This window comes from Chitinophaga sp. YR573, from assembly GCF_900110995.1.
In the GTDB taxonomy this organism is placed as follows: domain Bacteria; phylum Bacteroidota; class Bacteroidia; order Chitinophagales; family Chitinophagaceae; genus Chitinophaga.
Genome location: NZ_FOJF01000001.1, coordinates 5,928 through 31,481 on the forward strand (window position 1 = coordinate 5,928; position 25,554 = coordinate 31,481).

Annotated in this window: 6 protein-coding genes; 2 read left to right on the forward strand and 4 right to left on the reverse strand. The window is 44.3% G+C overall.

The window, feature by feature from the left end; genetic code table 11:
• From BMW86_RS00015 to BMW86_RS00025, 3 genes are all read right to left on the reverse strand, one after another.
• Complete coding sequence (locus tag BMW86_RS00015) at positions 1 to 21,672, reverse strand: non-ribosomal peptide synthetase (RefSeq protein WP_089777735.1); 21,672 nt, start codon at positions 21,670 to 21,672, stop codon at positions 1 to 3.
• A 189-nt stretch (positions 21,673 to 21,861) separates the two neighbouring features.
• Positions 21,862 to 22,362, reverse strand: coding sequence for a transcription termination/antitermination protein NusG (locus tag BMW86_RS00020; RefSeq protein WP_089777737.1), 501 nt, complete (start codon positions 22,360 to 22,362; stop codon positions 21,862 to 21,864).
• Between the two features lie 556 nt (positions 22,363 to 22,918).
• The gene (locus BMW86_RS00025; protein ID WP_089777738.1) at positions 22,919 to 23,332 is read right to left on the reverse strand and encodes a BrxA/BrxB family bacilliredoxin; all 414 of its coding nucleotides are present in this window, start codon (positions 23,330 to 23,332) and stop codon (positions 22,919 to 22,921) included.
• Positions 23,333 to 23,552: 220 nt separating this feature from the next.
• Here BMW86_RS00025 and BMW86_RS00030 point away from each other — a divergent pair, with 220 nt between their 5' ends.
• Entirely contained in the window at positions 23,553 to 23,969 is a 417-nt protein-coding gene (locus tag BMW86_RS00030) for a VOC family protein (protein WP_089777740.1), read from the forward strand.
• A 47-nt stretch (positions 23,970 to 24,016) separates the two neighbouring features.
• Positions 24,017 to 24,454 (forward strand): nucleoside deaminase, encoded by a 438-nt coding sequence (locus BMW86_RS00035; protein ID WP_089777742.1) that lies wholly within the window; start codon positions 24,017 to 24,019, stop codon positions 24,452 to 24,454.
• Between the two features lie 43 nt (positions 24,455 to 24,497).
• Here the strand turns inward: BMW86_RS00035 and BMW86_RS00040 are convergent, their stop codons facing one another.
• Positions 24,498 to 25,544 (reverse strand): zinc-dependent alcohol dehydrogenase family protein, encoded by a 1,047-nt coding sequence (locus tag BMW86_RS00040; protein ID WP_089777744.1) that lies wholly within the window; start codon positions 25,542 to 25,544, stop codon positions 24,498 to 24,500.
• Positions 25,545 to 25,554: the final 10 nt, after the last annotated feature.

The following is a 25,554-nucleotide window of genomic DNA, read 5'->3' on the forward strand; positions in this document are numbered from 1 at the left end:
TTAATCCAGCTGCTTCTTCAGCTTTTTAAGGTTTTGGCTTTTCAACATTCTGATCTTCTCTTCCCTGTCTTTTTCCATATCTGCTGTTATCAGTTCTTTTATTACATTCAATTTCTCATGAGGTGATGCTATGACATACTTAATCAGGTAACCCAATTTCTCTACCAGTCCGATCATATATTTCTCATCAAAGTTGTCTTTCCGGTAAGAGATATTTATGCTGACAGCAGAATCATGTTCGGCTATATCAAACCACCAGTCTGCCTTCACTACATGTTCTTCAACCTGAAGTGCTTTGAATTCGAGTCCGGCAGAATGAATATTTTCCATCAGCTGTGTAGGGTTGAGATTAAACCCTACATTAAACCCTCTTCTTTCTCCGTTGCCGTTTTCATTTTCCAGCGCAGCCAGTTTCAGGAATGGGAATTTGCTATGAGCGAGTGCATTAACGGAAGATGTTTTTACGTTTCTGTAAACATCTGTGAAATCGGGATCTGGTGTAATTACGGTTCTTATGATGATGGTATTCAGGAAAAGACCGATCATATCTGTCAGTTCCTGGCGATCGCGCGTGTTAATCGGACAGCCAAAGCTGATATCATCCTGCCCGGTTTCCAGGTATAAGAGTGTTTTCACCAGCGACATTAACATTACAAACATGGTACTCTGATGCAGACGATTGTACATACGCAGTGATTCCAATGTCTGTGGTTCATCTATCCGCAGACTTACAACTTTTGCTTTGTGGTTATCTGATGCCGTCTGTATCAATCCCGGCAATTTCACCAGCGCAGTCCTGCCTGACAGATAGTTCTTCCAGAATAACGCGGTATTCCTTCGATCTTCTTCCTTGTCCTGCTGAAGCAAAGACCATGCATAATCTTTAAATGTAAATAGAGGGGCCGGTAGGGTTGTGATGTCTTCATATAATTCCATCAATTCTTTGAACACTACCTGAAGAGACACCGGATCGGAGATAACGTGATGTGTATTAAAGAGGATAAAGTATTCAGTATCGTTGTTACGGATGAGTGTAAATCTAAGCAACGCTTCTTTTGCAAAATCAAAGGAGATTCCTCTCTCCTGTTCATAGAGGTCTAAAACATCCCTGAGGCTGGCAGGGTTATTACTTCTGTCTATGAAGCGGAAGCCGGCGTCTGCTGTACCGGGAATGAAAACCGGTTCGCCCTGCTTATCATATCCTATTATGGCGCCAAGGATATCATGCCGTACGATCAAAGTCTTAAAGGCAGTTTGTAGTCTGTCCGGATCGAGGCTACCTGTGAGTTGCCATGCGATAGTGGTATTATATGTTTTAGAAATTTCGGCATGCTGAGAAGCCAGCCAAAAGACCTTCTGTATCTCTGTCAGCGGATAATACGTTGTTACAGGTGCGTGTACAAGGCGGTCCTTTTCTGTTCTTCCACGTTCTGCCAGCAGCAGGGCCAGTTTTTCGATGGTAGGATTTTCAAACAGGTCTTTAATAGAAACCGACATTTTCATTTCGTTGCTGATAGCAGCGATGGTCTGGATACCTCTTAATGAATTTCCTCCCAGGTCAAAGAAGCTATCTGATATACTTATTTTCTCCTTTTTCAGTAATGAGGTCCAGATTTCCGTGAGTTGTTCCTCTACCGGATTTCGTGGCGCTACATGATGTCCGACGCTGTACTCTCCGGAAATTCCGGGTAATGCCCGGCGATCTACTTTTCCATTAGGAGTTAATGGCAGTTGTTCCAGCATCATCAGAAAAGCAGGTACCATATAAGCTGGTAGTTTGGCTTTCAGATAATCCCTGAGCGCTTCTTTATTAATGCTTACGCCTGCAGTAACGATGTAACCCACCAATTGTTTATTACCATCCGGATCTTCTTTCGGTGCCACTACACATTGTGCTATTCCGGGCCATTCATGCATCACAGTCTCGATTTCACCTGTTTCTATCCTATGACCATTGATCTTCACCTGGTCATCTATGCGGCCCAGGCATTCCATTTCACCATTCTGTCTCCATTTAGCGAGGTCTCCGGTCCTATAGATCTTTTCGCCTGGTATAAAAGGGTTATCAATAAATCTTTCGGCAGATAACTCCTTTCTATTCAGGTAGCCTTTAGCTACACCATCTCCGCCGATATAGAGTTCTCCTGCCACACCCAGGGGCATCAGTTCCTTCCTTTGATTCAGCACATACAGCTTCGTATTAGCGATAGGAGTTCCTATTGTTATGTCTTCATGAGATACGACGGTTTTGATAGCAGACCAGATGGTTGTTTCCGTAGGTCCATACATGTTATACAGCGGTTTCTTATAATAGCGGAAGAGGTCTTTCACCAATGGTGCCGGCAATACCTCTCCTCCTATCAGCAACGTCTGCAATTGTTGTAACGCCTGTTGTCCTTCGCCGGTCACCAATAATTCCTGTGCAAATGAGGGAGTACATTGCATGTGCGTAACCTGATGCCGGCGTATTAATTCTGCCGGACTCCATTCCTTTCCAAGGCGTGCAGTCATGAGTTGCTGCTGAGCAGTCGTCTGTTTAATAAGTTCCTGTAGTTTCTTCAACTGAGGGAGGTGAGCAAGTGTAGTATCGGTATCAATTCCAAAATCTATAAGACAAGCTATTTCGTTCACACCAATTGCCGACAGATCGCGAATCCCTGCCATACAGCTTTCGGGGGTACCAAACAGTCCGCTCGTACTGAAATAGCGATGGAATCCTATTTCGAGAATTGTATCCAGGTCTTTTTCCAGGTCAAGGCCGGCCTGATCCACTACCGGACGCAGCAAGTCGAGTGATTGAGAGAGATATTTTTTGAATGGTTCTTTCACCACTGCTTCCACCTGTTTAAGATCGTTACCTATGAAGGTGTGCAGCATGAGGGCCACTTTACCTTTTTCAGGATCAAATCCATGTTCTTCCAGGGATTTCCTGTATACTGCTATTTTCTCTTTAAGTTCTTCCTTTGTTTTTCCAAGCAGGTGGGTAAGTACGTTTGCGCCTATAGAACCCGCATACCGGAAGGTTTCATCGCTACCGGCAGCTGTTACCCAAACGGGCAGTGTCTTCTGTACAGGCTTGGGGTGGAGCTGTATATCTATTTCCTTTCCTTCACCATTAATGCGTGTATGTGGATTTCCCTCCCAAAGCCCGCATACGACATTGAGTTTTTCGCGCATGCGCTGATGTCTGTTCAGATGATCTGCCGGCGCAAAAACAAAGTCATTCGGATGCCATCCGGAAGCTACTGACATTTCTACGCGACCTTCCGATATATTGTCTACCATTGACCATTCCTCTGCTACCCTGATCGGGTCGTGCAATGGTAACACCACGCTTCCTGATCTGATCCTGATGTTACGGGTAATGGCTGCTACTGCCGCCGCCGCAACAGAGGGATTTGGAAACTGATCTCCAAAATTGTGAAAATGCCGTTCTGGTATCCAAACTGCGGATAATCCATTGTTGTCTGCAAATTTTGCCCCTTCCAGCAATAAGCGGAATTTATTTTCGGTTGTTACGGCTTCCCGGGCGGCAAAATAAAACAGGCTAAAGTCCATTTCCGCTGCTTCTTTTACCTGTCCCGGGCGGTCCGGCAACAGGATCACTTTATTTCCGCGGGTGATTGTCCAGAACAGTTCCAGTCCGGAAATATCGAAACTGATACTGGTAACGGCCAGCCATGTTTCCTGCCTGTCAGTGGTTGTGAACCGCTGATCTAATCCTTCAAAAAAGTTAATCAGATTTCCATGAGTGATCATCACTCCTTTTGGACGTCCGGTCGATCCGGAAGTATAGATGACGTATGCCAGTGTTTCCTGCGGCAAACTGATAGCAGGTATACTTTTATCCTGTTCTTCCAGACTTCGCATTATTTCCTGATCGTCAAGACAAACAATACCATCTTTATATTCAGGCGGGACTATTGTTTTCGTATTTTCTTTTACGAGGACACAACGGATATCTGCATCAAGCAGCATGTAGCTGATGCGGTCCACCGGATAAACAGGATCAATCGGAATGTACGCGGCGCCGGTCTTGAGGATGCCAAGTAATGCCACCATAATTTCCGCAGACCTTTCAATACATATTGCCACCAGGTCTCCTTTCCCTATGCCTTTGCTGATCAGGAAATGTGCCAGCTGGTTAGTTCTCTCATCCAGTTCCTGATAAGTCAGGGATTCTTCTTCAAAAACAATGGCAGTGTTGTATGGTGTGCGATGTACCTGTGCCGCAAACTGTGACACAACGGTACTATCTGCCGGGTAATCTGTGAGGGTATCATTAAATCCGTACAGCAAGCGATCTCTTTCATTTGGTGTAAGCAATGAAATATCAGCGATGGTTGCCGTTGGTTTATGGATAAGCTGCATCAACACCTGCTCAAAATGATCTCTGATCATTGCCGCATAAAAGCTGTTGAGCAATGTACTATTGAAGGAGAAATCGAATTTAAGTGTACCATCCTGCTCTTGTACCATTATTGTGAACAGGTAGTTATTCTGTTCTTTTAGTACCAGTTTACCGGTATTTAACAGCTTTTCTTCTTCAGTTAAGGTGATTTTCGGATAATTTTCAAAGATGATAATACTATCGAAAAGATCGCCTTTGATGCCTATCCAGCTTTGTATTTCATTCAATGCTGTGTACTGGTATCTACGTGCCTCTGTATGTTCCTTCTGAATATTTCTCAGCCAACCGGTAATCTCTTGCTGTGCTTCCAGCACTATATGCAATGGCAGGTTATTGATATAAAGTCCTATTCTCTGTTCTGCATTATCCATATCTGATGGCCTACCGGAAACCACTGCACCGAAACATACCTGTTCCCGTCCCGTGTAATGGCTTAACAGGATTGCCCACACGCCTTGTATCAGGGTATTAACCGTGATTTGTCCCTGTTGGCAATAGTGTCTTATTTCCTTAGCCAGATCATCTGCTATATCCAATGACAGGTGATCTACTTTCCCATCTCCTTTATTCCTATCTATTTCCGAGATGTTACCTACAAAAGGCAAGAGAGTTTTTTCATGAAAACCTGACATGTATGACTTCCAGAATTGTTCGGCTTCATGTATGTTCATTTTTCCGATATAGCGGATATAGTCAGCATATCTATCTTCCTCACGGGGTAACGGAGCTGCACCAACGGCGTAAGCTGCATAGACTTTCAGGAAGGTAGCTATGAGTGCCGCATTTGACCAGCCATCCAGGATAATATGATAATGCGTCCAAACCATCGTATAATGCTCCGGTGAGGTACGAATGAGCGTTATACGCATCAGTGGCGGTACTTTAAAATCAAAGCCACGCCGGCGATCTGCTTCCAGAAAATCATACAGGGCTGTTTGTTTCTGATCTGCTGCCAATCCTGTATAATCAAGTACTTCAAATGGCAGTTCCACTTTATCATGTACGCATTGTACGGGAACCATCAGTTCATCGGCTATAAAGCTGCTACGCAGGATGGTGTGATGTGCAAGCATGTTTTCCCAGGCAGCTTTAAATGCCGGGACATTCAATTCACCCGGCAGTTCTACCTGTAGTTGTTCAACATATGCATTTCCATCTGTATCGTACAGATGATGGAACAGCATACCTTTCTGCAACGGGCTGAGTCTGTATATGTCTGTAATTGACTGACGTCCCTTCACCGCGAAGAAGCGGGACAATTCCCGGTATCCAACTTCCGGTGCCAGTCCATAGTCTGAGGGCGTAAATTGTCTTTCACCATTATTACAGCAATGTGTAATGATACCGGTAAGATTACTGACAAAATCAGATGCCAGCTTCTCTATGGTGATTGGGAAGAAGTGTAGCTGTGAGTAGCTCCAGTTCAGGGTCAATTCACCTCCTACGACCATACAATTGATATCCAGCCGGGTATTATAAGGCCATGACGAACCGATATTATCTCCTGGTCTTTCTGTTGCAGGATGTAAAAACGGGTGATCCTCCAGTATGTTATCTGTTTGCCCCAGATAGTTAAACAATACATCCCAGGCAGCTCCGGCCAGTTCATCTTTTGCGTTCATATATCGCAGGAGGCCATATCCAAGTCCTTTCTGCGGGATTGTTCTGAGTTGTTCTTTTACAGTGCGGAGCAGGTCTGCTATTGAGCTGTCCGTATCAATTGTCAGCAGCACGGGATACAGGTTTGTAAACCATCCCACAGTATTACTAAGATCTATATTATGTGAGAGGTATTCCCTTCCGTGGTTCTCCATACCTATCACCCATTTTTCCAATCCAAAAACCCGGTGTAAAGTCAATACCAATGCACTTAACAACATGTCATTAATTTCCGTGTTATATGCATTATTGGCTTCTGTAAGCAGGTAGCGGGTCAACGTGCTGTCTAATGTTACGGTGTGTACAGACCTTTCACCGGCCGTCGCCTGTTTGTCAGCATTTTCCGGTTTATCAATCTGAATGGGGCTATACGAAGCTGTTACCTGTTGCCAGAAAGGCAATTGGCTGGTAACGGCAATATCCTGTGCATAGTTGTATAGTGTATCTGCCCATTGCCTGAAAGAGCTTGTTTTAATTCCAGGTGTGGCATTTCCATCCTCTATAAGTATCCGGAGGTGTTCCAGCAGGATGCGCCATGACACGCCGTCTATTACCAGATGATGTATAACCAGGAAGAGCCTGTTATATTTTTCTGCATCTGACGTATGCATTAGTATTACTTTCATAAGCGGCCCCCCGCTAATCCTCAGCGAGTGTTGTGCGGCATTACAAACGGTGTTAATTTCTTCGGTAAGTTCTACCGTTTCAAAGATGGCATCACCTTTATCATACTCTTGTATCCAGTTTCCGTCTTCCAGATTATAAGTAAAGCGCAATGCATCATGATGTACCAGCAATGCATTTAATGCTGTCTCAATCTGCACAGCCGTGATACTTTTGTCAATGCTCAGCAACTGAGACTGATTATAATGTGATTTTTCATCATAAGGCGTCTCCAGGAACCATTGTTGTATGGGAAGTAGTCTTGCTACGCCAGAAAGTATATCCTGTTCAGCGGATGAGATATTCTGTGTTCTCTCGATTTTTGCCGCCAGCGCCTGAATGGTTTGATATTCAAAGATATCCTGCGGGTGGATGTGCCATCCCAATCTGTTTATCCTGCTCACTACCTGTATACTGATAATGGAGTCACCACCCAGATCGAAGAAATTATCGTGTATACCGATGTTGCCTACATGCAATAGTTGTTTCCAGATATCAGACAGTTGTTGTTCGATCTCATTACGTGGCGCCACAAATTCATTCTTTGCAAGTGTTGACACATCGGGATCGGGGAGGTTTTTTCGATCTATTTTTCCACTGGTAGTAAGGGGAAATTCAGTCAGTGGAATGATCAATGCCGGTACCATATAGTCAGGCAATTTGTTCTTCATCCACTCCATGATTTCCTCTTTATCAAAACTATCCTTTGGTACTATATAGGCAATCAACCTTTTATTTCCGGCGCCATCTTCCCTTGCAATTACAGCGGCTTGATTTACACTATCACATTCATTCAACGCCAGTGCTACTTCATCCAGTTCGATACGATACCCCCGTATCTTCACCTGATCATCTATCCTGCCTGCAAATACCAGGTTACCATCGGGAAGCCAGTAAGCAATGTCTCCTGTTTTATACAAACGTTCTGCCGGACTACTACTGAAGGGATCAGCAACAAACTTCTCTGCTGTGAGGTCCGGGCGGTTCAGATAGCCCCTTGCCAGGCCGGTACCACTTACATACAGGTTTCCTTCCACGCCCAACGGTAAGAGGTTCAGATGATCATCAGTTATGTACACTCTCATATTTGACAACGGCCTGCCTACAGGTATCTGCCTGCCGGATGCATCACCGGGATGTACCTTATAAACAGATACACATACAGCGCATTCTGTTGGTCCATAAGCATTAAAATAGTCGCCTATACCTGCATAATGCAATGCATCTGCTGTTACTGCGGATTCTCCAGCAGTAATGATCACCCGCATGAAATCCATGCTGCCACGATCCAGTGTACGGAGATATACCGGCGGGAATGTCGCTACCGTTACCTTCCTGTCCCTTATGTATGTTATAAACCTGTTGCTGTCTGCTATCACGCTTTCTTCCACCAGCACCAATGCGGCACCGCAATAGAAGGCCATAAAAAGCTCAGATACTGCAGCATCAAACGACATGGCAGCAAACTGCAGAACACGATCCTTTTCTGTAATACCAAATTTCCGGATCTGGTCTATGGACATGTTTACATTACTGGTGTGTTCGATCATCACTCCTTTTGGTATGCCTGTTGAGCCGGAAGTATAGATCACATATGCCAGATCACCGGGGCTGATCGTATAATCCCGGCGGTAGTCTTCCGGCATGTTAAAATCATCATACTGAATATCCACAAACACCATTGGCAAATCGAATGACAAGTTGCCAAACATACTGACCGACTCCATGAGGAGTGCTTTCATACCCGTATCACGGATAATAAAGGATTTTCGATCTTCGGGGTAATTAATATCTACCGGTACATAGGCTGCTCCGGCTTTTAATATACCCAGAACAGCAATCACCGCCCAGGGAGACCGATCCATCATAATGCCTACGAGATCATCTGCTTTAAGCCCATATGTATCGCGCAGGAACCAGGCCAGCCTGTTGGCACGTTCATCCAGTTCTTTGTAAGTGATCGTTTCATCTTTAAAAACAAGTGCAGGATGATGAGGAGTGGCTATTACCTGTGCTTCAAATATATCGACGATAGTCTTATCATCCGGAAAGTAAGTCTTTGTATTATTAAAGTCTTCCAGTAGTTGTTGTTCTTCTATCGACGTTAACATGCTGACATCTTTCAAGCGGATGCCGGCATTTGCTATCAATTGCGTGATCACAGTATCGAAATGGCCTTTCATTCTGATAACATGTTCTGCAGGCAGTAGTACTTTGTTATAAGCAAAGTCGATATCCAGCACATCCGTCATACTCACTGACAAGCTTAAAAGATAATTCCGCCGTTCTTCTATGTGCATGTTCCCCACTTTCAGAGGGTGTTGTCCTTCGTCATAAACAGCTTTCGGGTAATTATCAAAAACTACTACTGAATCAAACAGCTCTCCCTTTTGTTGTAACCATTCCTGTATTTCGGTGATAGTGGTGTACTGGAACTGTCTTATATCCGTCTGTTCCTTCTGTATCTTTTTAAGCCAGTCCGCAACCGGTTGATCATGTGGCAATACCGTATGCAAAGGCAGATTATTGATATATAAGCCTACACGTTGTTCTGAGCGTTCCAGTTCTGCCGGCCTGCCGGATACCACAACACCATACATGATGTCGTTCCGGCCGGTATAACGGCTTAACAGTAATGCCCATATGCCCTGTACAAATGTATTAACCGTTATCTGTTGCTGCTGGCAATATTGTTTTATAAGGTTAGTGCGGGTCCCTGGTATCAGCAGGAATTGGTGGGCTGTTTCACCCTCACCCTTGTTACGCATTTGTTCTGATACATTTGTCACAAATGGCAATAATGTTTTTCCGGTAACACCCTGCAGATAGTTTTTCCAATGCCGCTCAGCTTCATATTGATTTGTGCGCGCCATGTAACGCAGATAATCACTGTATTTGTCTTCACGATCTTCTGACAATGCCTGTCCTTTCAGACATGCTTCATAAGCTGTCAGGAATTCTGTCATCAGCACAGCATTAGACCAGCCATCGAGGATAATATGATAGTAGGTCCACACCATTTTATACGCTACATCACTCAGTTTTATCAAGGTAATCCTCATCAATGGCGGCACTTCCAGGTTGAAGCCCTGTTTGAAATCTTCATTCAGGAAGGCGGTTAATCCGGACTGCCGTTCTTCTGCCGGCAAGGCACTAAAATCGAGTAATATAAACGGCCAGGAGATATTTTCATGCACACATTGTACCGGTACTTTAAACGTATCCACCAGAAAACTGCTCCGTAAAACAGTATGTTTTTTAAACAGTACATCCCATGCAGTTTTGAATGCAGGAATATCTATTCCATCCGGCAAGTCGAACTGTATCTGTTCCTTGTAAGATTCGCTGCCTTCATACAGGTAGTGAAAGAGCATGGCCCGCTGTAACGGGCTAAGCCTGTATACCTCTGTAACGGAACTGTTCGCCGCCAGGTAGGTTTGTAATTCCTGAAAGCCGACTTCCGGCGCTAATCCGAAGTCAAACGGTGTATATATTTTGTTTGTCTGTTGTCTGGTATGTGCTATCAGGTTTAACAGACAGCTATTAAAATCATCCGCAATTTTTTCAATGGTTGTTTTATGGAACTGCTGTGCGGCATAACTCCAGTTAACCTGCAATTGTCCATCCTTTACGAGGCAACTGATACTTAGTTTTGCGGGTAGTGGATAGGCAGCATCAACGCTTTCTCCCGTGTTCTCATCAGCAGGCAACAACAAGGCATTATCATGCAGGATATTATCTACCTGTCCGAGGTAATTAAAAAGTATATCCCATCTGACATCTGCCATTGCTTTTCTGATATCTGCATCCGGGTGCAAATAGCGGAGAAGTCCATACTCCAGTCTTTTACCGGGAATCTGCCGCAACTGTTCTTTGGTTTCGCACAACAGGTCAGCCAGCGAGTCATTCGCCGTTGCTTTCAACGCAACCGGATAGAGGCTGGTACACCAGCCTACCAGGTTACTTACATCTGTTCCGTTCAGGTCTCCGCGCCCATGTCCTTCTACGGCCACTACTGTCTGTAACCTGCCTGTAAAGGAATACAATGTGTGGGCTAATGCAGCCAGCAACACGTCATTTATCTCTGTATTGTAAGCCTGGTTAACTTCCTGCAGCAGTGAACGTGTTTCATCTTTGTCCAGTCTTGTATTATGTGTTATGCGAGAGGCAGAGGTTCCCTGTTGATCGGGACTGTCAGCAGGTAAAGGTGTATAAGCAGCCCCCACGGCTTTCCAATAGGATTGACGGGATACCACATCACTGCGCATAGCATGTTCCTTCAATGCCTTTCCCCAGTCGCTGTAAGAGCTTCCTTTTGTCCATACCGGGAGTGGAATTTCCTGCTGTAACGCAGACAGGCAGGTCTGCAAATGATCAAAGAGGATACGCCATGATACGCCATCTACGGCCAGATGATGCACAACGATCAACAACCGGTTATGATTGAAATGGCCGGGCATTTGTATTAATACCAGCCGGATTAATTCGCCAGCTGCGAGGTCTATACTTTTCTGATATTTGTTACATATCTCTGTAATTGTAGTTGCTGCTTCAGATCTTAAGTCCTCTATGTGCAATTTTCCCGCGACGGCACCATATTCCTGTTTCCAGCTTCCATCGGCTTGCAGGAGGTATCGGAAACGCAGTGCATCGTGATGAGCTACTATTGCCTTCACAGCGATACTGAGATGTTCAGCGATGATATGTTTATCAATCTTTAAAAGATGAGATTGATTAAAGTGTGCAGGTACTGAGTAAGGTGTTTCAAGGAACCATTGCTGAATAGGTAACAACAAAGCCTCTCCCTCAGGTATTTCCTGACTGGCTATCGGGCGGTTGTCCGACAACCGATGTGCCAATCCTGCTATAGTCTGGTATTCAAAGATATCCTGCGGGCGAAGTGTAAGCTGTTCTTTTGCAACGCGGCTAACGACCTGTATGCTTATAATAGAATCACCTCCCAGTTCAAAAAAGTTGTCATATATACCTACTTTCCCCACATGGAGTAACTCCTGCCAGATATTAGCCAGTAAGGACTCTGTTTCATTACGTGGTGCTACATAGTCCTTTGTGTGCAGACCATCATTATCCGGTTCGGGCAATGCAGCGTTATCAATTTTTCCATTAGAAGTTAACGGTAAGGCCGGGAGTGTCATAAACACGGACGGCACCATGTATTCGGGCAGCAGGGATTTAAGGTAATCTACTACTGCCTGCCTGTCAAAAGTATCGACAGGTACAATATATGCGACCAGGCGTTTGTTTTCCTGCACATCCTCTTTCAAAACGACGGTGGCTGTAGCGATACCGGGGTAACCATTCAGTACGGCAATAATTTCATCCAGTTCGATACGATATCCCCTCAGTTTTACCTGTTGATCAATTCTACCCTGGTACTCTATGTTACCATCGGGCAGCCATTTAGCCAGGTCTCCTGTTTTATACAGTCTGGTTCCTGCAGCGTTAGTAATGAATCTTTCTGCACTTAGTTCCGGTCTGTTGAGGTAACCACGGGCAACCTGTATCCCTCCAATATAAAGTTCACCTGTTACACCGACCGGCTGTAATTGTCCTTGCGGGTTTAATATGTATAATGCTGTATTGGCTACTGGTTTTCCTATCAATACATTGTCCGCTTTTGCCGGTACCTCCCAGCAGGTGACATCCACAGCCGCCTCTGTAGGACCATAAAGATTAAACAGGGGTATATCCGGCAGCTTTTCATGGAACATGGAGATATGATTCCGTTTTAAGGCTTCTCCACTACACAATACACGTTTCAGGGAGCTACAATCACCTTTTCTGACATCAGGGAGAAACACGCCCAGCATAGAAGGTACAAAGTGTACGGTGGTGACGTGATTTTTTTCAATTACGTTCTTCAGATAAGTGTTATCGCGATGGCCTCCGGGACGGGCAAATACAATACCGGCCCCTGCTATCAATGGCCAGAAGAGTTCCCATACAGAAACATCGAAACTAAAGGTTGTTTTTTGCAGGATCACATCCTCCCCGTTCAGCTGAAAATACTCCTGCGCCCACAGTAGTCTGTTTACAACACCTGCGTGTTCATTGATCACGCCTTTGGGTTTACCGGTTGAGCCGGACGTATAGATAACATACGCCGGATCTGTCTCTGTCAGAATCCTGTACGGTTGTTGTGTTGATTCAAGTTCAATAATATGATCGCCTGCATCAATCTTAATACAATGCTGGTTCTCCAGAGATGCCAACTTTTGCAGACTGTACCTGTCTGTCATTATTATTTTTGCGGCCGTATCTTCCAGGATGTACCGTATCCTGTCTACCGGATATTCCGGGTCGACAGGCACATATGCACCACCGGCTTTCTGGATACCCAACAGCGTTATCATCATGTCCAGTGACCTCTCCATACATACGGCTATGAGATCGCCTGTTTTAATGCCTTGTTTCTGCAAATAATGAGCAAGTGCATTGGCCTTTTCATCCAACCTGTGATAAGTCAGGGAATTCTCTTCAAATAGCACTGCGATCTTTTCAGGTGTATTTATCACCTGCTGTTCAAAAAGATCTATAATGGTTTTATGCCGCGGATAGTTCCTGCCGGTGTTATTAAATTCCCATGTCAGCAAATTCTTTTCTGCCAGGGACAGTATATCGATGTCTTTCAATTTTATGCCGGGGACCGTAACGATCTGTGTCAGTGTCCGTTCAAAATGAGCGCTGATCAAGTCCACATACCAGGGTTCCAGCAGATCGCTGTTATAACTAAAATCGAAGTGCAGGGCCTCTGCCCTGTCAACTGCAATGATCGTCAGCAGATAGTTTGTCTGTTCTGCTACAGCGATATTGTCTATTTTGAGCAGTTGAGCTGTGGATTCGTCTAACAGATCGGGGTAATTCTCAAATACCAGGATACTATCAAAAAGGTCTCCCCTGCTTCCGATCAACCGTTTTATTTCGCTTAGACCAGTATATTGGTAAGTCCGTGCATTATTATGCTCTTTCTGTACCTGTTTCAGCCAATCATTCATATTCGCTCCCTCATCTATCTGGCAGCGCAGTGGCAGGTTATTGATGTAGAGTCCCACCTTATGTTCGGCACCGGGTAAATCGGCTGGCCGGCCTGATACAACTACGCCGAAGTTTACATCCATGTTGCCGGTGTATCTGTTCAACAGCAATGCCCAAACCCCTTGCACCAATGTGTTCATGGTGATCTGCTGCTGCTGACAATACAGGCGGGCATGTCCTATCATATCAGCATTTATCCTTAGATGCCGGTGTTGGATATTGGCATCTGTTTTATTACGTGTCTGATCCGGGATATTACCTGTAAAAGGCAAAAATGTATTACCCGTGAATCCGTCCATATAGGATTTCCAGAATCCGGCAGCTTCCTGTTTATCCAGGCTGTTCACGTATCTCAGGTAATCTGCATAATGATCTACGGGTGAAACCGCCGGCAATTTCCCGTTGGCAAATGCATTATATGCCTGTAAAAATTCGGCTACCAGTACTGCATTAGACCATCCATCGGATATCATATGATGGTGTGTCCATACCATCTTGTAAGTGGTGTTACCCATTTTCACCAATGTCAACCGCATCAATGGCGCTTCACTGATGTTGAATGGGCGTTGCATGTCTGTTTCCAGGAATCCGGCAAAACGGGCGTTCTGCTCTTCCGGACCGTATTCGCTGTAGTCGATTATTTCAAACGGCAGCGTCACCATTTCATGCACACACTGTACAGGTATGCTGAAAACATTTGTAACAATACTGCTGCGCAGGATCGTATGCTGTTGCAGCAGATAATCCCATGTTTGTCTGAAAGCGACTATATCCAATCCTTCCGGGAAGTCAAGTCTCAGTTGTTCTTTATATGCTTTGCCATTGTCACTGTACAGATGGTGAAACAACATACCCTGTTGCAGGGTACTTAGCGGATATATTGCGGTGATCTTATCCCTGGTTCTGGCTGACAGATAAGCGGATAATTCCTTATAGCCTACTTCCGGCGCCAGTCCAAAGTCGGACGGTGTATATGTTCTTAGCTCACACGCCTTACAATGAGTGATCAACGTTGTGAGTGTATCAATAAACGCGTTTGCGAGAGAGCTGATCGTATCCGGCGTATACTGTGCCGGTGCATAGTTCCAATCTACCTGTAGCCTTCCATTGCTGACGATACTATTTACATCCAGTTTTCCGGTGAACGGAAATGACGCGCCGATATTATCCGCGGTGTTGCCAGTTGCGGGTCCTATCAATGCATCTCCGGACACGACATTATCCAGTTGTCCCAGATAGTTGAAAACAAGATCCCAGTGGGTGCCGGTCAATGTATCCGCCTGATGAAGATATTTCAGCAATCCATAACCGATACCTTTCTGCGGAATGCTACGGAGCTGTTCTTTGATGCTGCTGAGGAGGTCTGTTGGTGTAATATTTTCCTGTGTTTCGAGTAACACAGGATAGATATTGGTAAACCAACCCACGGTACCGGTGATGTCAGTAATACCAGGAATGGATTGCCTGCCATGTCCTTCCAATCCGATCACGACACGGGACATCCCCATCTGTTCCTGTAATGTGAGAGCCAGTGCGCTCAACAGCACATCGTTTATTTCTGTACCATATGCATGATGTATCTCGTGGAGTAGTGAGGTGGTCAGGATACTGCTCAATTCTACCCGATGTGTATGTCTTTCCGCTGCTGTTGTTATGAGGTTGTCGCTACCCTTTATATCTACCGGCAACGCCTTGTATGCGGCTGTTACCGATTGCCAGTAAGGCAGTTGATCCACTACTACCGGATTCTGCGCATACACGGTGAGTGCGCTGGTCCATTCCCTGTAAGAATTGGTTTTCCTGCCAGGTGATGTCTCCAGATTCTTTAATAAGCTATTGAGTTGTTCCAGCAGGATACGCCATGATACGCCATCGACTGCCAGATGGTGGATAACGATGAATAAGCGGTTATGATCATCGTGATCAGGCATATGCAACAAGACTGTTTTTATCAGGATACCTTTTTCGATATTAAGGCTTTGCTGATAGTGCCGGCAAGTGCTGCTGATCAATTCTTCCAGCTTGTCCGGAGTGGTCTGTTGCAACTGCTCTTCAAAAAATATTTCTGTTTGCTCCCCGTATTCCTGGCTCCAGTTCCCTTCTTCATACCGGTAGCAGAAGCGGAGTGCGTCATGATGTAAGATCAGGGTATTTACTGCTGTCGCTATATGGGAAGCCGATATATATTTGGGGATTGTCAATAACTGAGACTGATTGTAATGTGACCTGCCTGGGTAGTCAATGTCCAGGAACCGGTGCTGTATGGGTGCCAGTCCGGCTTTTCCCTTTAAGATTTCCTGTTCACCCGCAGTGAGTATAGAATGCTGTTTCAGCTTCAATGATAGTCCGGCGATGGTCTGACATTCGAAGATGTGTTGTGGTTGCAATGTAAGTCCGTGTCTGTTGGCACGGCTCACAACCTGTATACTAATAATTGAATCTCCTCCCAGTTCAAAAAAATTATCGTGTATGCCTATATGTGGTATATGCAGGAGTTCCTGCCAGATGTCGGCCAGTATCTGTTCCGTCTCATTCCCTGGTGCAACATAGCTATTGGAAGTACGCACTGAAAAATCAGGGGCCGGCAATGCCTTCTTGTCTACTTTACCATTAGACGTAAGCGGGAGTGCTGTTATTTCCATCACTATTGCCGGTACCATGTAAGTTGGAAGTCGCTCTCTCAGGAAGTCAAGCAGTACTTCTTTTTCATAGCTTTCGTCAGGCACTATATAAGCGATCAGTCTTTCCTCTTTTACAACTACTATACCCTGTTTTACTTTACCTGAGCTGTTGAGTATGGCTGTTATTTCAGCAGGTTCTACACGATATCCGCGGATTTTTACCTGGTCGTCTATCCTGCCAATGAAGCGGATGTTGCCATCCGGTAATTTTTTCACACGGTCACCTGTACGGTATAAACGTCCCTTGTTATGTGGATCGAAATAATCGACAATAAATTTTTCAGCGGTAAGATCGGGTCTGTTGAGGTATCCTTTCGCCACTCCCTCTCCACCTATCAGCAACTCTCCACTAACACCCACCGGACACAAGGCACCGTCGCGGTCGACGATATATATAGTGCTGTTGGAGAATGGCTGTCCGATAGGAACGGTATGATATTCCTGCTGTGGTTCTGTCTGATACAATAATTTGCCTATAGTCGTTTCCGTTGGACCATAGTGGTTAATGACCTCCAATTCCGGTCTGGCGGCACGTATTGCCTGCATCATCCGGCCTGTTAATACTTCTCCTCCGAAGATAATCATCCGGGCAGGTAACAGTAGTTTGTCCTCATATCCCAGTGAGTTCCATAATGACGGTACTATTTTGATACAATCGACAATGTTTTCTCTGAAATAACCGTGTAAATAGGCTGCAGAAGTCAGGTTATTTTTGGTGAACATATGCAGTGTTCCACCGGAGAGCATAGCACTGAACAATACTGTATTTCCAAGATCGGTAGCAATGGTGGACATCAGGCCAAATGACCGGCAGGCTGTTATACCAGTGTGGGCAAACAGACCATATACATAATCTAATATGTTGCCGGATGAGATAAGTACACCTTTCGGCTGGCCGGTAGAGCCTGAGGTATATATGACATACATCAGATCTTCAGGCGACTGTGATAAGACAGGTTTATGGAATGCGCTCCAATCATCGTCTGTATCAATCTCTACGAGGCAGAGTGTATCGAAGCCCTTCAGCACCTGACAGGCTTTGTTAGTAACGGCAACGAGTGCTTTTGTATCTTTTAGCAGATAACTGATCCTTTCCTTCGGATAATCAGGATCAACAGGTACGTATGCCGCACCTGCTTTCAATATACCGAGTATACCTGTGATGGTATGTTCCAGACCTCCATCGAGGCATAACAATACCAGGTCTCCTTGTGAGACGCCCACGGAATGCAGGTAGCCCGCGAGTTGATCCGAGCACTGTTGTAATTCATAGAAAGTAATGCTCTTTCCTTCAAAGATAATTGCAATGGCGTCTGGTGTACGTTGTACCTGTTCGTCAAAAATCGCTGTAAAGTGTTTATCGCGGGGATAATTAACTGTACTACGATTACCTGTGTTTAACAGCCATCGTTCTTCCTCAGCTGACAACATAGATAACTGGCTTATTTTCTTTTCCGGAGTTACCACTACTGCTGCCAGTAGTTTTTCAAAATGAGATGCCAGGGATATGATGGTTTGTGGCAGGAAGAGATCACTACAGTACTGTATATGTATCTGTAGCCCACTTGCCTGTTCTGTAATGTTGACACTGAGGTCGAACCGGGCAAACTGTTGTTCATAATGTTCTACGGCAAAGTCGACTTCACCGATCTGCGTTGCAGTAATATTCTCGTTGTTCTGGAGTGCAAAGAGTACCTGAAACAGGGGTGTTTGATTCAATCTTCTTTCCTTTTCGACCCTGTCCACCACCTTTTCAAAAGGGACATCCTGATGCGCATATGCATCCAATGCTGTTTGTTTTATCCGGGCGAGTAGTTCTGTGAATGAGGGATCTCCACCCAGATCACTTCTTAATACCAGTGTATTTACAAAAAAACCTATGAGTGGCTCTATCTCTTTTTGTCCTCTGTTAGCTACCGGTGTTCCTACACTGATATCCTGTTGTCCGGTGTATTTGTATAAGAGTAGTTTGAATACACCCAGCAGCAACATGAACAAAGTAACCCCTTCCTGCCTGGACAAATCCTTCAGTTCACGGGTAAGTCCGATAGCTGTTTTAAAAGTATACTCTTTACCACGGGTGCTTCTGATTGCAGGTCTTGGGAAGTCAGTGGGAACTTCTAATGGGACGAGGTCTTGCAGGCGTTCTTCCCAATACCTCAGTTTAGATTCCAGTACCGCTCCGGTGATATATTCACGTTGCCATATGGCATAATCGGCATACTGAATTTTTAGTTCAGGCAATGCAGGCGGGCGTCCCTCTTTTGCCGCCTGATATAGTTCCATCAGTTCTTTTACCAGTATCGGCATTGACCAACCATCAGCAATAATGTGATGCATTACAAGCACGAGCAAATATGCTGAGGGAGCCTGTTTTATTAAGCAGGCACGCAACAATGCCCCTGAGGAGAGGTCAAATGGCTGTTGTGATATGGCCGTGATAAAATCCTGTACGGATCCCGTATATTCTTCTGTTACCTGTAAGTTCAACCATCCAGGCTGCGTTATGTACTGATATACTTTATCCTCTTTTTGTCTGATGCCGGAACGCAATACTTCATGCCGGTTGATTACTGCTAAAAATGCCTGCTCCAGTAATACTGGTTCGAACGGACCCTGTAACCGTACTACGACCGGCAAATGATAATGTAAGCTACCTTCTATCTGGTCTATGAGCCATAGGCGTTCCTGAGAGAATGATACGGGGATCAGTTCCGGTCTTTCTTTTTTTGTAATGCTGAAGACAGCCATACTACTATCCCGTTCGCTTATAAATTTCGCCAGGTCGGCGATAGTTGTCCTGGCGAACAATTCTTTTACAGGAACGTCTGCGTTCAGATCATTTCTTAAGGTTGCGGCCACACGATTGATCAGTAATGAATTTCCTCCCAGGTCGAAAAAGTCGTCAGTAATACCGATGTCCGTGACACCCAGTATGTTCTGCCATATGCTGACCAGTTGTTGTTCCAGGCTGTTGCGTGGTGATACATACAATCGTCTGATCGCATCCTCCTGTCCTACATCGGGCAGCACCTTTCTGTCAACTTTTCCGTTCGGGGTAACAGGGAGTTTGCTGAGCCGGACAAAAAATGAAGGCAGCATATGGGCAGGCAGCACTTTCGAGAGTTCTTCCCGTATCTGTACTTTGTTGATATTTCCGCTGCTGACATAATAAGCGACGAGTATTTTCTCTTTATTCATTTCCTTCACTGCCACTGCCGTCTGCAAAATATCTATTGGCAATGCGAGCATGGCCTGTTCTATTTCACCCGGTTCTATGCGGTACCCCCTGATCTTTACCTGTTCATCTTTTCTTCCGATGAATCCGATGTTACCATCCGGGAGCCATTTGGCAATATCGCCGGTATCGTACATAGGATCTCCTATACTGAAAACATCCGGTACAAATTTCTGCGCAGTCAGTTCCGGGTTGTTAAGATATCCTTTGGCCACACCAATCCCGCTTACAAAAAGCCGGCCTTCTACTCCAACAGGAACAGGTTGCAGGTCATCATCCAGTATATATACCGCCAGGTTGGCTATGGGTTTGCCAATCGGGATGGCGATACGGTTAGCATCGTCCGGAGTCACCCGGTAGGTGGATACACAAACGGCACACTCAGTGGGGCCATAGGCATTGTAATATTCCATTCTTTCCGACAATTGAACGGCACGTGCTGTGTGTGCTGCCTCACCGGCGGATATGATGCACCTGATACCTGCGAGATCCGTGTTATCCAGCAGATCCAGGTAACTCGGGGGTAAAGTCACCACCGTGGCTTTATTAGTACTGATAAAATCCGCAAACGCTTTTCTATCTTTCAACACCTGATCACCCGGGATCAGTAGTGTTGCACCACTGTATAAGGCCATCATGATCTCTGATACTGTGGCATCGAATGATATGGAAGCAAACCAAACTACTTTATCCTGATTTGTAATGTTAAATATCCTGATCTGGTCGACAGACATGTTCACACTGCTGTGATGTGCTACCATCACTCCTTTCGGATGTCCTGTGGAACCGGATGTATAGATTACGTAAGCCAGTTGGTCCGGGGCAACCTGTATGCCGGGATTAGTATCCGGTTGCTCCGATATAGTCTGCCTATCGGGATTGATGATCGTTACATTTGTTTCCGGGTATTCGCCAATCAGTATATTCAGTGAGCTGTTACGAATGATGTATTGTATCCTGTCTTCAGGGTATTGCGGGTCAATTGGCAGCCAGGCTGCACCCATCTTCAATACAGCCAGTATGGCGATCAATGCGCGGTCCGACTTTGGCAGCAATATACCGATCACCTCATCCGGCCGGATGGTATGATGAGAGAGTATATAGTTTGCAAGTCTGTTGGCTTCCCTGTTCAACATGTCGTAGCTCATGGTGTTGTTTTCGTATACCAGAGCAACGGCATAAGGGTCTGCCACTACGCGTGCTTCAAACATGTCTTTGATCGTACGGTCTACCGGAAAAATGCGTTTTGTGTCATTGAAGTCATATATGATCTGGTTACGTTCCTGCGGTGACAACAGAGGGATCGTATTTACCGGGATGTTCGTATGTGCTTCCAGGTTGCATATGCAGTTTCGCCAATTTTCAAGAAAATGTTCTGCTACCAGTTTCTCTGTAAATCCAGCTGCAAATGTTATGCTTGCAGTGAATACACCATCCTCATTTTTGTCGAGATGTAACTGGAAGTTACTTTTCATTGTATTGTACTCCCTGGCTGCAGTATAGAGAAATCCAAAAGGTGTAACATCTTCGAACCTGCGTCCGTCCAGACGTTTCTCCAGTGAGGCCGGATCGTAAATGATGTAGTTATAAACCTGTTGTACTTCTGTTTTAACATTCTGCAGGAATTGTTTCAATGTGAGATCTCTTTCTACGGGGAGATCGAACAATACTGAATTACTGGTGTAATGTCCGTTTCTTTCGAAATGATCCACAGAAAATACTGTCGTATTGTTATATGGAAAATATCGCTTCAACAACAGTGCGTATATCGCCAGGGCGACGGTATATTCTGATAAGTATTTACCAGCAGTGATTTTGCTGAAATACGTTATATCCACATCCCGGAAGGATATTCCGGTGGTATAAAAGACAGTGTCGGAGCCGGTTCCCGCAACAACGGTTTTTTCTTTCAGCTTATGCGCCCAGAAGTCTTCGGCTAATGCATGCTGTATATTGTCAATCATTTTACTTTCAACTTGAATATTATTGGAAATACGACTGGCTATATGCTTCCGTTTTACAGAATGCACAGCAATCTATGCCATGAACGACCAGTGTTGTTCAGGCAACTATATTTTGTGTACTAAAAAAGGCGGTGGTAAAAATGATAAAGTGCAGTATCTACGAGGAGCGACAATTGGCATTACAAACATTTAGGCAACAATTTCCTGTGGTAGTGTTACTAGGATATTTCTCTTCAATAAATTCACTCTGATCAATATCTTTTCTTTCCCTTTTATTCCGATTACTTCTGCGGCCAGGTCCTTTAATGCCCCATGAGTGATGGTGACCTGACGACCAGGTGAGAACTGTTCGTCGGTTATCTCATAAGTTGTACGCTGACGTTCAATAAGGCGTATGTTATTCACTACTGCTTCATTGACCTTTGCTATTTGTTTCCCAAACTTCACGTAATAAAGGAAGCCTTCTACTTTCATGACTTCATAATACTTCATTACATCATCCAGGAAAACAAAGAGATAAGAAGGGAACATTGGAACTTCAACATATCTTTTTTTTCCGCCCCAAATACGTAGTGTACAATTCATCGGTAAAAAAGATGTGATACTCTTAAGGTCAAGGGTCGTGGCCACTTTCCGCTCATATCGTGGCCTGGTATAAACGACATACCATCCGGGAGGAAAACTGTTCATTCAAGGGTTATTTAATAGTAAAATTTCATGAATAGGTGCTCCTTGCGGGTCAACCGGGTTGACATAGATTATTTATCTTTCCCAAATTAACGTTAGAAAATAACAGCGTAGATTAAATATGATTGTGGCAACATTTCGAGGGCCGGGATATTCAATGGTATAGCTATCGCTACAACTAGCCTCCCTCATGTAGCAGTTGAATTTTTGTTGAACTTCGTCCCATATTAGGTTTTATTAGGTTAACCCGAGATTCTCTGGCTGTAAATTTTGTATTAATTTTCTCAAAAAAGACGAACAAATTACGGTTAACGTTCTGTAATATAAAAACATTAAACTATTTCTCAAAAAAAAATTCACGGCCTCCTCAAATAAGTTCGAAGACGAAGCATACTTCTTCGGGTACGATTCCCTGTAAGGACTTTACTTAAGACAGCAACAACTGAATATAGCGATCAAAGGCACTCTGTGTAACAATATAAAATACCCTTGTTCTTTATCCAACGGAAAAGAACAAGGGGCAATTTGTATAATAAATAATTTTACTATATGCCAGGATTTAACAATATTCCTCAAATATGGAAACTAAATCAGCTGCAAGCGCACGTGCATCACGCCCTTCTATTCTGTGCTTGGGGATAAAGTAAACCAACTCATTATCTTTAAAAAGGGCAATGGAAGGAGATGACGGTGGAATATCTGCTATGTGTGAACGAAATCGGGCTGTTGCCTCTAAATCCTGCCCTGCAAATATAGTGGCAATCCTATCAGGTTTTTTTTCCTGCTCCAACGCAATCCTGACTCCCGGGCGAGCCATACCGGCAGCACAACCACAAACACTATTGATTACTATTAAAGTAGTACCTGACATTTTCATTATAGTATCGACATCTTCGGGCTTCAGTAGTTCCTGAACACCTAAGCTTGTCAATTCTTCCCTAAAGGGTTTTATTAATAGAGGTGAATACGGCATGATTTTTTTTTTGAGGGTAAGAAAATTGGTTAGAATTAAATCAAAAATCGCCTTTTTGTATCAGAAAAACAGTTAACTACAAGTTAATGATTTTACGATTTATGATTGACCTCAAGCTTTATATAAAATGCTATCAGACGGCCGGTTTAGAATCCTTCTTTGAATCTATTATATTACATTCACATAGTGATCCTTATTCAAATTAAAATGGGGCAACGTTATGGAAAATCATACTATTATTTTAGCACCCATGTTATATCTCAAAGACCTGGCCAGCGCTATTGACTTTTACAAAAATGCATTTGATGCCATTGAACAATGGCATGTGAGTAATCCGGACGGTAGTATACATGTTGCAGAAATGACCATTGGAACTGCATTATTCCGCATGCATGAAGAAGTAGGCAGAGATAACAATCTCAGTCCTGAAACAGTGGAAGGTACTACAGTTGTCATGGGGTTATTGGTTCCTGATCCGGATGCAGTTGCTGCAAAAGCGGAAGCCGCTGGTGGTACTGTACTAAATCCCGTAAGGGATTATGAATATGGCTACCGGCAGGGTACAGTAAAAGACCCCTTTGGGCATCACTGGTTAATTGAAAAGAAATCGGCCTTGCCACCATTAGGGTCACAATAAAAGGTTGTACTATATTTTCCTGTTATTCTAAACTAAAGTTTAATGTTATGAGTAATTTTATGATGGCCGCCATAGAAGAGGCATTAAAGGGTCTTGATGAAGGTGGTATTCCTATAGGATCTGTACTGGTACATAAGAACAATATTATTGGGCGCGGGCATAATCGAAGGGTACAAAAAAATAGTGTTATCCTTCATGCGGAAATGGACGCGCTCGAAAATGCAGGCAGGCTTACAGCCGCTACTTACAAGGACTGTATATTATATACAACATTATCCCCCTGCCCTATGTGTTCTGGCGCCATATTGCTATATGGTATCCCAAAGATCGTGATCGGTGAAAATCAAACATTCATGGGCTCAGAAAGTCTGCTTAAAGCAAACAATCTGGAAGTGATCGTAGAAAATAACAGGGAATGTATTGAGATGATGCAACAGTTCATTCTGAAACATCCGGATCTTTGGAATGAGGATATTGGTAAATAAACTGTTTTAACGATCGAATCATTTTTTTATAATAAAATGTATCTCATGCGGTGTCATTGGATAAAATTACTTTCAATGACTTCTCTTTTTCCGCATGTGCAAAAGTCTCATATGCCTGTAATATCTCTGTTAACCTGAATCTGTGTGTAATCAATAGCAAGGGATCCAGTTTTTTAGACATAACCGTCTTTAGCAGCAGTGGTGTTGTAACGGTATCCACCAATCTTGTGGTTATCGTGACGTTCTTTGACCACAGGCTTTCCAAATGCAGGCTGACAGATTTCCCATGTACGCCTACATTGGCGATATGGCCGCCAGGTGCAATAATTGCCTGACATACTTCGAACGTAGCGGGAATACCCACCGCTTCAATAGCGGTATCTACCCCCCTGTTACCTGTAATGGCCATAACTTCTTCAATGATATTTTGTCCCGTACTGTTAATCGTATGTGTTGCCCCGAATCTTTTAGCTACCTGCAGCCGGTTGTTATCCAGATCTATCATTATAATAGCAGCCGGTGAATAGAATTGTGCAGTCAGGAGGCTGGCCAGTCCTATTGGTCCTGCTCCTACAATGGCAACGGTATCCCCTGGTTTTATCTGTCCGTTCAACACTCCGCATTCATAACCGGTAGGGAGTATATCGCTTAGCATTACGAGCGCTTCCTCATTTGCTCCTTCAGGTATATGATAAAGGCTGGTGTCTGCATAGGGGATTCTGACGTATTCTGCCTGTGTGCCATCTATCAGGTGTCCCAGTATCCAGCCACCGTTTTCACAATGGGAATACATCCCTTTACGGCAATATTCACACTTTCCGCAGGAAGTGATACAGGATATCAGCACATGGTCCCCTATTTTGAAATTAGCTACATTACTCCCGGTTGCTTCTATGACACCTACCCCCTCGTGTCCAAGAATGCGGCCATCAGTCACTTCAGGTACATCACCCTTGAGAATATGAAGGTCCGTTCCACAAATCGTTGTCTTGAGTATTTTTACAATGGCATCTGTAGGAGCTTTAATCTCCGGTTTGGGCTTTTCTTCGAATGACTTATTACCGGGCCCATGATATACTAATGCTTTCATATCTTTTTTA